Annotated in this window: 15 protein-coding genes; 6 read left to right on the top strand and 9 right to left on the bottom strand. The window is 44.0% G+C overall.

Annotated elements, in window-relative coordinates; genetic code table 11:
- The first annotated feature begins 24 nt into the window (after positions 1–24).
- The gene (locus QUA57_RS03935) at positions 25–201 is read left to right on the top strand and encodes a hypothetical protein (RefSeq protein ID WP_333059627.1); all 177 of its coding nucleotides are present in this window, start codon (positions 25–27) and stop codon (positions 199–201) included.
- A 657-nt stretch (positions 202–858) separates the two neighbouring features.
- Here QUA57_RS03935 and QUA57_RS03940 read toward each other — a convergent pair.
- From QUA57_RS03940 to QUA57_RS03955, 4 genes are all read right to left on the bottom strand, one after another.
- Positions 859–1,812 (bottom strand): hypothetical protein, encoded by a 954-nt coding sequence (locus tag QUA57_RS03940; protein ID WP_333059628.1) that lies wholly within the window; start codon positions 1,810–1,812, stop codon positions 859–861.
- Positions 1,813–1,936: 124 nt separating this feature from the next.
- Complete coding sequence (locus tag QUA57_RS03945) at positions 1,937–2,071, bottom strand: hypothetical protein (protein WP_333059629.1); 135 nt, start codon at positions 2,069–2,071, stop codon at positions 1,937–1,939.
- Between the two features lie 232 nt (positions 2,072–2,303).
- Positions 2,304–2,654 (bottom strand): clan AA aspartic protease, encoded by a 351-nt coding sequence (locus QUA57_RS03950; protein WP_333059630.1) that lies wholly within the window; start codon positions 2,652–2,654, stop codon positions 2,304–2,306.
- Positions 2,655–2,665: 11 nt separating this feature from the next.
- Entirely contained in the window at positions 2,666–2,938 is a 273-nt protein-coding gene (locus QUA57_RS03955; protein ID WP_333059631.1) for a hypothetical protein, read from the bottom strand.
- Positions 2,939–3,120: 182 nt separating this feature from the next.
- Between QUA57_RS03955 and QUA57_RS03960 the strand changes: the two genes are divergently transcribed.
- A complete protein-coding gene (locus QUA57_RS03960; protein WP_333059632.1) occupies positions 3,121–3,264 on the top strand; it encodes a hypothetical protein in 144 nt (47 codons plus the stop codon).
- A gap of 86 nt (positions 3,265–3,350) precedes the next feature.
- Positions 3,351–4,520, top strand: coding sequence for a hypothetical protein (locus tag QUA57_RS03965; protein ID WP_333059633.1), 1,170 nt, complete (start codon positions 3,351–3,353; stop codon positions 4,518–4,520).
- 78 nt (positions 4,521–4,598) lie between these two features.
- Here the strand turns inward: QUA57_RS03965 and QUA57_RS03970 are convergent, their stop codons facing one another.
- From QUA57_RS03970 to cobU, 3 genes are all read right to left on the bottom strand, one after another.
- Positions 4,599–6,668 carry an AarF/ABC1/UbiB kinase family protein gene (locus QUA57_RS03970; RefSeq protein ID WP_333059635.1) on the bottom strand — a complete coding sequence of 690 codons (2,070 nt, stop codon included), beginning with the start codon at positions 6,666–6,668 and terminating at the stop codon, positions 4,599–4,601.
- A gap of 77 nt (positions 6,669–6,745) precedes the next feature.
- Complete coding sequence (locus QUA57_RS03975) at positions 6,746–7,168, bottom strand: hypothetical protein (RefSeq protein WP_333059636.1); 423 nt, start codon at positions 7,166–7,168, stop codon at positions 6,746–6,748.
- 277 nt (positions 7,169–7,445) lie between these two features.
- Entirely contained in the window at positions 7,446–8,021 is a 576-nt protein-coding gene (cobU, locus tag QUA57_RS03980; RefSeq protein WP_333059637.1) for a bifunctional adenosylcobinamide kinase/adenosylcobinamide-phosphate guanylyltransferase, read from the bottom strand.
- Between the two features lie 207 nt (positions 8,022–8,228).
- Between cobU and QUA57_RS03985 the strand changes: the two genes are divergently transcribed.
- Together QUA57_RS03985 and QUA57_RS03990 are read left to right on the top strand one after the other, a co-directional pair.
- The gene (locus QUA57_RS03985) at positions 8,229–9,200 is read left to right on the top strand and encodes a glycosyltransferase (protein ID WP_333059638.1); all 972 of its coding nucleotides are present in this window, start codon (positions 8,229–8,231) and stop codon (positions 9,198–9,200) included.
- A 101-nt stretch (positions 9,201–9,301) separates the two neighbouring features.
- Entirely contained in the window at positions 9,302–10,258 is a 957-nt protein-coding gene (locus QUA57_RS03990) for a glycosyltransferase family 2 protein (protein WP_333059639.1), read from the top strand.
- A gap of 88 nt (positions 10,259–10,346) precedes the next feature.
- On the opposite strand, the gene QUA57_RS03995 is transcribed toward QUA57_RS03990, so the two are convergent.
- On the bottom strand, positions 10,347–11,144 hold the full coding sequence (locus QUA57_RS03995) for a cation diffusion facilitator family transporter (protein WP_333059640.1): 798 nt from the start codon (positions 11,142–11,144) through the stop codon (positions 10,347–10,349).
- A 55-nt stretch (positions 11,145–11,199) separates the two neighbouring features.
- Between QUA57_RS03995 and hpsU the strand changes: the two genes are divergently transcribed.
- Entirely contained in the window at positions 11,200–11,877 is a 678-nt protein-coding gene (gene hpsU / locus QUA57_RS04000; RefSeq protein WP_333059641.1) for a hormogonium polysaccharide biosynthesis acetyltransferase HpsU, read from the top strand.
- 19 nt (positions 11,878–11,896) lie between these two features.
- Here the strand turns inward: hpsU and QUA57_RS04005 are convergent, their stop codons facing one another.
- Complete coding sequence (locus QUA57_RS04005) at positions 11,897–13,225, bottom strand: response regulator (RefSeq protein WP_333059642.1); 1,329 nt, start codon at positions 13,223–13,225, stop codon at positions 11,897–11,899.
- Position 13,226: the final 1 nt, after the last annotated feature.

Consider the following 13,226-nt stretch of genomic DNA (forward strand, 5'->3'; position numbering starts at 1 on the left):
ATCCTCATCTACGACTAAAACAGCTTGTTGAGTTCTCTAACCAGCGCTCAAACTCAGCCAATTATTCCTTTGAACGGCACGAAAGTTAATAGTGCAATTTCCCCAACTGCTAATACCTCTGCCAATGACAACAGCCTCTTAATTACTCCGGCTGAAAGTCCCAGCAATCCACTAGCAAATAGCGATTTGACTGGCATTTAGACCTGGTAGTAATTGTAGGTTTTGTTGAGGGCGATCGAATAGATTAAAAATCAGATTTGTTGAAGAAATCTTGTTTTTTGCAGTAATTTTGTAGGATAATTTCTGAGCTTCAACCCTTCTGTTCTTGTTGTTTTGTAACCAGAATATTCATTAAAACATTGGCCGCCTCAGATCAATTGTAGGGGGATCGGGCAGCATACTCTTGGTTAGCAACAAAGAAGTTTGCATCCTCTTCTTTGACAAGTTCTGTTGCAAGAAACTGCATCAGCCGAAGCTTGTCAATTTTGGGAAGCTCCTGGATTTATAACATGAGTTCAGCTAATGGCATTCGATCGTCTCTTCGTTTGAGGATTGGTGAAAGTATTGGAGGTGTTAGATTGTCGCATTGGGGCGATCGCTAGCATCTATTTATTCTACCAATTAGTGTGATAGATTGGCTCAGGATTTTCACAAGTAACTTTGCGAGCGCCCATTAAACAGTGATGCAAACCCACTCCGGAAATCGCACTCCAACGACAATTTTCGATTGCCCCCTGACAGATAACCTATCGGTCTAACGTTGCTGTTTAGCGGCTGCCAATAACCTTTCGTGCCTAACCCGATGAAGTTAATTCGGTCGAGTGCAAGCGAGTTGTTATGCGGCGGAAATAGCAGGCTTTATGCCTTTGTTTTTAGTAGGGAAGCAATTTCAATCATTAATTTTCGGCGCTCTGGCTTCATATAATCAAGATTTGCTGACCAGTTCAAAATATCTATGATTTCTGCTGATTTACTGGGAGCAAATTGATTGTTTGTTACCACTCTTCTTAGTGACAATAAAGCACTGTATTGAGTGTAGGGGACCTCCATAATACCAACTGCTCTAGAAACTAACAAATTTATATAATCAGTTGATGTGTTCCACTCAACGTGCTGGTAAGCAGACAAACGCTCTCCCCCCTTGTTGCTATTTAATCTTTCATAAACAGGAAAATTTATAACTTTAGGAATTAAAGTCCACATTGTTGAGGAAATTTCGAGCATTAATTTTGTGCGGTTAGGTCCAAAGGGCATTTCATCTCTAACCCTATCGTAATAGCCAGCCAATTGATCTATCCGCTTCAATGCTTCCGTTGAATCTATATCGCTTGCAGCATCAACTAAAGCTATGGCCTCTCGATAGCGTCCCTCAAGCTGCTGCTGCGTTTCCTGAGATGTTAGATTTATAGCCCCAATATCAGATATTTTTTCTTCGTATTTTTCTGATGCTTCTTGAACACCGTATTTTAGTTTAATTCTCAGTAGATTACTCTCAATTTCCTCAATGCCTTGTTCACGTAACCAATTTAAAGAACCTTGCACTTGCGGAACCTGATAAATAATCCAAGGAAGTAAAATAGGAAGCCAGAAAAGAAAGAGAAGAACTAAAGTTACCGATGTAACCTTTAATTCAACTGAAAAACTCCAAATATTGCTGTTAACTTTATCCGATTTAATATAAATGCTGAGTACGCTTAATATGATTAAGATAATGATAGTAATCGAGTATTTTTTTCTCAAAGCAGAGGAAAGGCCCGAATTGCTACTCAATCGCTCATCTTGATTAATTTTTTGATTTGAATTTCTATTCATACAAGAACACACCACACTTTACACTATACGAGCGACCATAGCTATAAAACTCGGCTGATAATCGCAATTCATAGATAATTTTTCGTATCCACAAAAATTTGGTGGCAACTTCATACCGCGGAATTTACAAGTGAGCTTTCGACTGCACCACAACAGATAAACTAACCGCATAACTTATAATTGTCCCGCAGCTACAGTAGAATACTCTTTCCGAATTCGCTTGCAGTGGAACAGGCTCAGCCACAATTGCCAGTGTCATAACAATCTCCAATTCGCTGATTTGATGGTAGCAGATCTTCAGCTTGTTGTCTGTTTTAATTCAAAAAATAAACCACCCCGATCGCCCTATCGGGAAGAAAAAGTGACATAATTTTGTAAAAACTTGTAAATGGTAAATTGTCGAGCTAGAAGAAAAAGCGATCCTCTACCTTTCAGGAACGCTGCGCGAACGGGATAGCTTCGATCGCGCGTACTTGCAACCTTGACGACAGCTACAACTCATCGATGGTCACCAACCCGACTTCTGTAAACTGAATAACAAGTTCTTGCTCATCCAGCAAGCCAGTTCCAACTAAAGGTCGCCTTCGGGTCGCAATGACTATGACTTCTCGCTCTTCACCATCCCAAAGGACGATCGCTTCGTGAACTGGTAGCAAGACTTCACTATTATCTGCCAAATTTGCGGGAATGTCGTGTCTAAAGGTCAAGCCCATCAATGAAACAGCTTCTAGAGGAAGACACAATTCCCCAGTGAAGCCTGTATCTATGACGAACTCAATAGGGATACTTGAGGCATTAGGTAGCAAGAAAGTCAGCGTTACAGTTGTGTGTCTATTTGTCACAATCCCAGAAATCACTTGCAGACAAGCTCCATGACACCACCAAATGAGACAGCAACGTTATACCCAATACGGATACCAAAGAGTCGGGCGTTTGGGTGCTTCTTACTAAGGTTACGAGATGCTTGCAATCCAGTTTTATCGACTTCATAATCACCTGTTTCAATGTCGATAATGACCATTTTGCCGATGTTCTCTTCCACCTCGACCTTTTGGCGGATGTTGCTTTCGTACAATTGCTTTGCACGTCGTGCAACTTCTTCGCGACTTAAAAGGATTGCCTGCATATATTGACTCCCGCTCGCTACGCTTTTCTGTGAATCCCTCTATGATAGCCCACGGACAAGCAGGATTAGCATTGCCGTTAATTCAGTAAATTTGTTTTATTTTCTTAAAAGCAACTCTAACCCCTAATAATATGTAACCGGAAAACCCTATTACTCTTGTGATGAGAAAAAAGGAAAAACCGATGAACGAGTATCAATTAACACCCGCAAAACACCACCAGGTACAAGTAGTTGTTTCCCTAAACCGCGTTCACTTAGAAAACTATAAAACTCATAATGCAGTATTAACAAAACTGCTAGAACGTTGCAGTCCACCCCAAGGTTAAAAACCCGGTTTCTTTCGTTGGAGTGCGTAAATCCTGTACAGAATTAATCACAAATGTAAAATGTTGTTACAAGTAACTTGACAACAGTGAATAAATCTATTTTCAGTGACTATAATTGGAAAAAAATATTTTGTAGGGGAAATTCCATGCAGAAACTAACTAGAATTTTATTCACTACAGCTTTAACCCTAACTATCTTGTGTTCTCCCACAGCAGCTTTCGCCAAAGCAAAAATTCAGATAGCCATCCTTTTAGATTCTAGTAATAGCATGGATGGACTGATTGACCAGACTCGTACTCAACTTTGGGAAATTGTTAATTTTTTAACTAAAGTAACCAAAGATGGCGAAGTACCCGAGTTAGAAGTTGCCCTTTACCATTATGGTAATGACAGCTTACCTTCCTCGGAAGGTTTTGTCAGATTATTAACTGGATTTACTCCTGAATTAGATTTAGTTTCCGAAAAGCTATTTAGTATCAAAACCAACGGCGGTCAAGAATATGCTGGCTGGGTAATTCGTTCGGCAATGCAAGAATTAAACTGGAGTAAAAATCAGGAAGATTTTCGCGTGATTTTTATTGCGGGTAATGAACCATTCGATCAAGGCCCAATAGTTTGGAATCAATCAGTCAATCTCGCGGTTAAAGGAGATACTCTCGTTAATACCATCTACTGTGGTTCAGCCGAAAGTCAGGAGCGACAACTTTGGGCATCAGGAGCAGAGTTAGCAAAAGGCAGTAGCTTCAACATTAATCAAAACCAACAAAATGTGGTAATTAAGTCTCCTTACGACGACGAAATTTCTATTTGGAATACTAAACTCAATCAAACCTACATTCCCTACGGTAGAGAAGGAAGAATAGGACAACAACGTCAGGCTGTTGAAGATAGTAATTCTGGCGCCAATTTTGCTTCGCGTAGTGCGTCCAAAGCTTCTGAATACTATGATAATGCTTCTTGGGACTTGCTGGATGCTCTCGAAAACGGAACAGTTAAACTAGAGGCAATATCAGATGATAGTTTACCAGAAATCATGCGAGGGATGACGCTAACAGAAAAAAGAGCATATGTAGCTGGAAAGAAAACCGAAAGAGAGGCAATTAAAAAGACGATCCGCGACTTATCTCAAAAGCGTACAGCATATCTTGAACAACAGCGGAAATCTAGTACCAATAGTGGCGAAAATACTCTTGATTACGTAATGATTCAGAGTCTCCGCCAGCAATTAGCGGCTAAAGGATTCAAGCTTAATTAAAAGAACGCAGACAAAATTTCATCTGCGTTCATCTGTGTTTATCTGCTAATATCTGGGTCAAAAAAACGCCCAATCAAACTACTTTGCAGCAGGTAAAGACAACTGAGGCGAAGTTTTAGGATAGCTTCCATTCTCAGGAATCGCAGCGGGTTCGGAGGCAAGCAAAAATTCGCGAATTAACCTAGCAACTGCTCTTTGAGCTAAACCGCCGACTACTTTCTGTCCCATGTTTTGCACTTCCGGTTTTACCAACAACTGCGGAAGTAGCTGCAATACTTTCATCGTGTCAAAACCGGGAGTTGATTGCAAAATCTCCCAAATTCGCTTGATATGTTCTAGGTTTTTTTGTTCGGTTTGTGAAACCACAGGTTGATTTGCCTTGACTCCAAACCATTCGCCGACTACAGATTTGGCGTTAGCAAAGGCGTTGCTGGAAAGTGTGTCGAGACTCTTGACTAATTCCAGGACAATACGATCGCGAATGAAATCTCCTCTTTCGGAAAATAAATATTCTAATGCTTGGTTCAAGATTTTGCTCACATCGTAATCCTCGCTCTCGCGGGCATTGTTGAGCAAGTTTTCTAAGCGGTTCCAGCGGAACTCGCCTTGTTTGAACAGCAAATCTTGCAGGGATGCTCTCAGTTCCGGTGCGGGGTCGCTCAACAGCCGTTTTGCAACGTAAGGATAAGCTTTGCTCAACACTTTGAATTCTGGATCGACATTAATTGCAATGCCTTCTAAGGTGACAAGCGATCGAATAATCAAAGCATAGTAAGCTGGAACTCGGAAAGGATATTCGTACATTACCGCCGAAAGCTCGTCAGTAATGCTTTTGAAATTGAGTTCGGCAACGCTAGCACCCAAAGCATTGTTAAATACGCCCGCCAAAGCTGGAATAATTGGCGTTAAATCGGTGTCGGGAGTTAAAAATTCCAACTTGACATAATCTTTTGCCAAACCTTCAAAGTCGCGGTTCACCAAATGCACCACAGCTTCCAACAAGCCGTATCGCTGATAAGGTTTAACTTCGCTCATCATCCCGAAATCGAGATAAGCCAATTGACCGTCAGGAGTTGCCAAAAGGTTGCCGGGATGCGGGTCGGCGTGAAAGAAACCGTGTTCTAGAAGCTGTCTGAGAGAACACTGCACACCCACTTCAATTAAGTAAGGAGCATCGATTCCTTGAGCTTTAACGGCTTCTAAATTCGTGAGTTTGATGCCGGTGATCCACTCCATTGTTAAGACGCGGCGGCGGGTATATTCCCAGTAGATGCTGGGAACATAAATGTCTTTGATGTGGCCGTAGAGTTTGGCAAACCGTTCGGCATTTTGTCCTTCGTGGGTGTAGTCCATTTCTTCGTAAATGCGCTCACCCAACTCGTCCATAATGCTTGCGAGGTCACTACGAATTACTTTGAAGTTGTTTTGTGCCCAAACTGCAACGCGCCGCAGGATGTAGATATCTAAGCCGATGTTTTCGGCTAAACCGGGTCGCTGGACTTTGATTGCGACTGTTTCTCCGGTTTTCAGTTTGCCTTTGTAGACTTGTCCGAGAGACGCTGCTGCGATCGGATCGGCGCTGATTTCTGCGTAGATGTCTTTGGGGTGGGCGCCCAATTCTTCTTGGATGAATTGATATGCTACTTCGTTCGGAAATGCTGGCAATTGGTCTTGCAGCGTTGTTAGTTCTTCTAAATATACTGGCGGTACTAAGTCGGGCCGTGTTGAGAGTGCTTGTCCGATTTTGATGAAAGCTGGGCCGAGTTGGGCCAGAATTTCTCGCAGTCGGACGGCGCGACGCTTTTGGTTGGTGGCGGTACGACCTGTTTTGCCGTCGAACCACACACTGAAGGCAAAGCTAAAAAATGTCCAAACAACGCTCGACAGCCTTCCCCAGACTTGTAGAGGTCGATTTCGGTACAGGGCTGCGATCGCCACTGGATCGTACCGAACAGCATCTCCGGCCAACTCGAAAGCTATGTCTCTGGCTGATTTGAGCCGATCGCCCGTTACTACCTCTGTCTCTAGTGATACTGGTACTGCTTGCAGGGGAATTGTATTTGCATCTTGGAAATTGCCGAGTACAGCCTGAGTCCCTGAATTTACATAAGTTTGCGGGGAGGCTGGCGATACTGTCTTGACATTCATAAATCAGACCTAGTGTGAAGCATTGTAAATATATTGTAACAATTTAAGGAAGAAGACCCTTCTTCCTTCTTATATACTTACTCGCCGCTGGATCTTTTGAGTCGATCGCGAATGCCTGATAGTTGCGATTGGCTGCTGACGGGCGATCGGGGTTGGGGCATTTCGGTATCGGGCCAGTTCGGCAAGTCGTTACAGGGACAGAACTCCGGGGGCATTCCGTTTTGTTTGAACACTACGGGCATAGCGCAGCGCGCGCAGCCACTGATTTCCCAAGCTGGTGTCAGCAGTTGGGCAATTGTTTCGTTTGTGCCTTCGAGGTAACAGTCTCCGCTGTCGCGGGAGATGATTTTTTGCCAGCAGTCTTCAAATTCCTGGCTGTAGCGATCGCCCGCATTTACCGATTTGGGCAGCAGCGCTTCGGAACCGTTGCGAATTAATACTTTTTTGCCTAACTGAAACCAGTAAGCAATATATTTTCTTACTTCACCATCTGATGCCATAACTTTTAGTCAACCCTTCAACTAATTGATTAGTTTAGACTTTTAATTTGAAATGAACACTCTTTCTTAAGAGACATTTTAGCTTTTACATAATTTCAAAATTTGGCTATTCCTCATGTCAAATTGTTGGGCGGTTCCCCCTAGGGAGTAGGTTTTTTGACTAATTTATGTGACTCTTGAGTTTTCAATCTTAGTTAAAATTCTACCTAATTTTCAGTTAAAATTGTCCATCGGCAAACCGAGATGTTTTCTCTCTTGTCGATCGCGACTCCGGCTGTTAATTTTTCGCTACGGGCGGCAGCGGGGTACCCAGAACCCTTAGATCCAAGGCGTAACCTCCGGTGGCGAGATAAACAGTATCGGCGATCGCCCCGATGTGGCGCACGAGAGTGCCGAGGCGATCGCGAAACAGCCGCCCCGCCGGATAAGCAGGCACAACACCCCATCCGGTTTCTTCCCCTACCAAAATTACATCAGCCGCCGCCGACTTCAAACTAGCTAGCAAATCTTGCTGCGTAGTCGCCCAAACAGCAGCTTCTTGTTCCAAAAGATTTGCCGTCCAAGTTCCCAGGGAATCAATCAACAAGCAATCTGAGGGCTTGCTGGCGCGCACAACTGCCGATAATTCGATGGGCACTTCTAGAGTTGTCCAATCAACTGGACGGCGATTTCGGTGCTGATCGAGGCGACGAAGCCACTCCAAATCCGTTTCATCAACCTGGCCGGTAGCCACATAGATTACTTGTTTTCCCGAACCCGCCGCCAGAGTTTCGGCCCATTCACTTTTGCCGCTTCGGGCCGGCCCAGTTACTAAGATTAATTGTCTCGATGTGGTGGGTTCTGAGTTACTCATTAGTCATTAGTCAGCAGTCATTAGTCAGCAGTCACATACAAAGGATTAAACACAATTATCCATTACCAATTACTCATTACCCATTACCCATTACCCATTATGATTTAAACGACCAACTACCAAATGCTTTTTAAGCGATAATAGCATTGATGAGACAATATCAGAGTAAGTCGAGCGAGAACCCCCGTATTTCCCAAGCTGTTATTTATGCCAGATCGTCCTCAGATATCAGCGATTATTTGCACCCACAATCGCGCCGCCTATTTAGGTGGGGCGATCGACAGCTTGCTGGTACAGGATTTTCCCGACAACTTTGAAGTAGTAGTAGTGGATAACGCTTCTAGCGATTATGCAAGCCCCGAAAGTTCCACTTCGCGCACCCGCGAGGTGGTAGAAGCAAGACAGGGCGATCGGCGCCTCAAGTACGTCTGGGAACCCGAAATCGGTCTGTCAGTAGCCCGGAACACCGGCGCTAAGCAAGCTCGCAGCGAAATATTAGCTTATCTCGACGACGACGCTATTGCTGAGCCGAATTGGCTCAGGGTGCTGCAGGCGGCTTATCAAAGCAATCAAAAACTCGCCGTAGCTGGTGGCAAAGTCAATTTGCTCTGGCCTTCTGGAGTCAGCCCGCCCGAATGGCTGTCACCGGGATTAGCCCAGAACTTGGGAGCATACGATTTAGGCGATACTTGCCTGTACGTCACTGCTGCCGGTTTGACTCCCAGGGGAGTAAACTACTCAATCCGGCGCGCTTTTCTCGAACAAATTGGCGGCTTCGATGTCAAACTCGGTAGAGTCGGCAAAAAGTTGCTGTCAAATGAAGAGTTGCGAACCACAGAATTAGCTTTAGAGTTAGGTTGGCAAGTAGTTTATCTACCGGAGGCCCTGGTGCTTCACCATGTCGCAGCAGAAAGGCTCAACAAAGCTTGGTTTCTAGAGCGCGGGTGGTGGCAAGGCATCAGCGAGTGTTATCGCGAACAATTGTCCGATCAAGACGGTATTGCTCAGCTTGGGCGAGGGGGTGAAAGAATCTTGAGGGGTGTCTGGAAGTCTTTTAAATATATTAGAGATCCAGGGCTGCGCTTTGAAAACTTCGTTTTTGCCTGGGGTCAAATCGGTTATTTGAGCGCAGCCATCCGCGACCTGATTTTTGCACCGAAATCGACCAGCAGGCATTAGGCTATAGGCAATATCCCTCGCTGCTCAAGTCGTCGGCGCGGCTGTGCCGATCGCACTTCATCTACAAAAACTCGACCGCATTCAGGTTCAAGCACTCGATTATGACATCTAGTTCATCCAAGATTCCGGTTTCAGTTCTCATTCCGGCAAAAGACGAAGAACTTAATCTACCAGCGTGTCTGGCCAGCATTGCTAGGGCGGATGAAGTTTTCATGGTTGATTCCCAAAGCAGCGATCGCACGGTAGAAATTGCCATCAGCACCGGCGCAAAAGTAGTGCAGTTTTACTTCGACAACCGCTGGCCGAAAAAGAAAAATTGGTCTTTAGACAATCTGCCCTTTCGCAACGAATGGGTATTAATTGTCGATTGCGACGAGCGCATTCCCCCAGAACTTTGGGACGAAATCGCGCAGGCGATCGAAGATCCCAATTTTGACGGCTACTACCTCAACCGCAAAGTCTTCTTTTTAGGCCAGTGGCTGCGTTACGGCGGCAGATATCCCGACTGGAATTTGCGTTTGTTCAAGCATCAAAAAGGCCGTTACGAAAATCTCGGCACTGAATCCGTCCCCAATACTGGCGACAACGAAGTTCACGAGCACGTCATTTTAGCTGGTCAAGTCGGCTACTTAAAAAATGACATGATCCACGAGGATTACCGCGATTTATTTCACTGGATAGAACGGCACAACCGCTATTCTAATTGGGAAGCTCGCGTTTATTACAATATTATTGAAGGGCGCGACGACAGCGGCACTATTGGCGCTCACCTATTTGGAGATGCAGTGCAGCGGAAACGCTTTCTAAAAAAAGTTTGGGTGTGGCTGCCTTTTAAACCACTGCTCAGATTTATGTTATTTTACTTTATTCAGCTCGGCTTTTTAGATGGAAAAGCTGGCTATATTTATGCAAGGCTATTGAGTCAATATGAGTATCAAATTAATGCAAAACTTTACGAGTTGCGTTGTTGTGGCGGTCAGTTGAATGTGGCAGAACCTGAGCCTACTCTGTCGCCGCCAGTAGTTATAAGTCAGGATACAGAAGTGAAATTGCCTTAATATTTTGGAGGCATGGGGGAAGTGGGAATTAGGAATTGGTAGTTGGGAATTAGGACAGCCCGCCCATACCGAGTGGCTTGAGACATTTTTATTTAATAAGTTCTTCGAGGGATGGAAACAGCAATTTTTCTGCGCTCACTTTTTCGCAATCACAAGGCTGTTGACTGGCGGATATTGCTGATACTTTTCCCAGCAGCAATTGGATGCTTTCTATTAGCAATGGTAGAGTTAATAAAATAATTGATGCTGATACTAGCAAGCTAATTAAGCCGTCAGCCCAATTCCAGTGCAGCCACGCTACGGCGATCGCAGCTAAAATTACTCCCACCGACGAAAAAATGTCTGCAACTGCGTGCAGAAAGGCGCTTTTGAGATTCAAGTCGCCGTGACAGCAGGAATGCAAGCAACAAGCATTAATCGAGTTGATGCTTAAACCGACTATGGCGGTAATTAACATCGGCAGCCCTTCTACTTCGGGAGTTGGGGACTGCAAACGGGCGATCGACTCAGCAGCAATCCACAGGGCGATCGCGACTAAACTGATACTATTAATTAAAGCAGCAATGATTTCTCCTCGTTCAGGGATTGACGATTGTGCGATCGTACAATCTACCGATTTACTTTTGCGTTTGGCTGAGGAGTACCAAGTCGCTGTCAAAGTTATTGCTAAAGCTGCTACATCTGAAAAAACGTGACCCGCATCTGCTAATAGGGACAAACTATGAGAATTAAGTGCGGCGATTAACTCTGCTACAAAAAAGCTGCTAAGCAGTACCAAAGCTGTTTGTAAAAGTCGAACTTTGCCAATGCTGGGATTTATATTCTCGCATTGTGCGGTATCCTTGGCGTTTTCAGAGTCAAAATTTTCCTTAACTAGAAATGTCATGCAGCAGCCCTTAAGGTTAAACTCGATTTTAAATTAAACATTAAATTAACTATCAATGACCGATTATATACCAAATCCGAACCAAGATCCGGAAAATTTGAGCGCAACTTCCCCAAATTCGGGAAGAAACGATCGCCAAATTAGCGACAATCACGCCAATACTTTGACAGGCGAATCTTTAGTCGATTTGCGCCGCTACAATCAATCAAAGTTCGATCGAGGAAAGCCTAGTTGGGTAATTTTGCTTTGGTGGTTCGTCCAGGCGATGGCATTTCCTCTCACTCCACACCCTTTTAACGGCATCAGAAGGGGGTTGCTGCGGTTATTTGGAGCGAAAATAGGTCGGGGTGCGATCATTCGCCCCACGGCTCGTTTTACCTATCCTTGGAAAATTGCAATCGGCGATTACAGTTGGATCGGAGATGATGTTGTATTGTACAGTCTCGATCGAATTGCGATCGGCAAACACTGCGTCATTTCTCAAAAAAGCTACCTCTGCACCGGCACTCATGACCCTCAAGACCCAGCCTTTGGCTTAATAACAGCACCTGTGCTCGTTAATAACGGCGTTTGGATTGCCGCCGACTGCTTCATTGGCCCTGGTGTAGAAATCGGCGCTAACGCTTTAATCGGAGCTCGCAGCAGCGTCTTTAAAAATATGCCTGCAGGCTTTATTTGCACAGGAACACCTTGTCGTCCCCGCTGTCAGCGAGGAATTAACCAAAGTTCGTAAGAAATATTGCACCGGAAAACTAAGCAGCTTTACAAGCTTGCTGCCGAATAGGAATTTCAATGACGAATTCTATTCCCTTTCCTAATCCAGGCTGGCAGTATAATCTGCCCCCATGCTTTTCAACGATAATTTGGTAACTGATAGATAACCCCAACCCAGTTCCTTTACCGATAGGTTTGGTGGTAAAAAAAGGGTCAAATAGTTTCGGTTGTAAAGTTTCGGCAACTCCCCGACCGTTGTCACTAATATGAATAGCAACCCAATTATCGTCAATTACTTTTGTAGAAATTTGAATGCGGTTCGGGTGTTGTTTGATTTCTGCAAAGGAACGCTGCTGATTCGATTCATCTAAAGCATCAATGGCATTGGAAAGAATATTCATGAACACTTGATTTAATTGTCCGGCATGGCATTCTACTGGTGGAAGCTGACCGTAGTTTTTTATTAGTTCAATCTCAGGATGCTCGGGTTTTGCTTTTAAACGATGATGCAGGATGGTGAGTGTACTATCAATTCCTTCATGAATATTTACAGCTTTCACGTCTGCCTCATCTAGGCGAGAAAAGATTCGCATAGACTTGACAATTTCCTGGATGCGCTGCGTTCCTAAGTTGATGGAGTTAAGAACTTTGATAAAATCTTCTTCCACAAATTCCAGTTCTATTTCATCCATTGCTGCTTGAATCCGAGGGGTAGGATTTACATAATCTTCTTGATAGAGATGTATTATTTTTAGTAAGTTATGAGCGTACTCTTGGGCATAACCCAGATTGCCAGAAATGAAATTTATAGGGTTGTTTATTTCATGAGCAATCCCAGCCGCCATTTGCCCTAAGCCGGACATTTTCTCGCTTTGGATTAACTTAAGTTGCATTTGTTGTAAATCTTCATAGGCTTGGCTAACCTCTAAAACTTTTTGCTCCAATAATGTATTTTTTTCTTCTAACTTCTCAGTTAAAACATGAAGCTTTAAATGCAGCTTGACGCGAGCTAATACTTCCTCCTGTTGGAAAGGTTTGGTAATATAATCTACAGCCCCAAGCTTAAACCCCTCAACTTTATTAGCCGTATCCGAGAGAGCCGTCATAAATATAACGGGAATCTGTTTAGTTTCTGGATTAGCCTGTAATCGACGACAGGTTTCAAATCCATCAATTTCTGGCATCATGACATCTAGCAAGATTAGATCGGGGAGAGCATATTTGACTCGCTCTAGTGCCATTTTGCCAGATTTCGCGACCCGAACTTCAAATCCTTCCTGACTTAAGGCATCAGATAAGACACCCAAGTTGGCTGAATTGTCATCAACTATAAGAATTGTACCATTTGCTTGAATTTCTGAATTCATA

Source organism: Microcoleus sp. Pol7_B2, assembly GCF_036701035.1.
Classification (GTDB): Bacteria; Cyanobacteriota; Cyanobacteriia; order Cyanobacteriales; family Microcoleaceae; genus Microcoleus.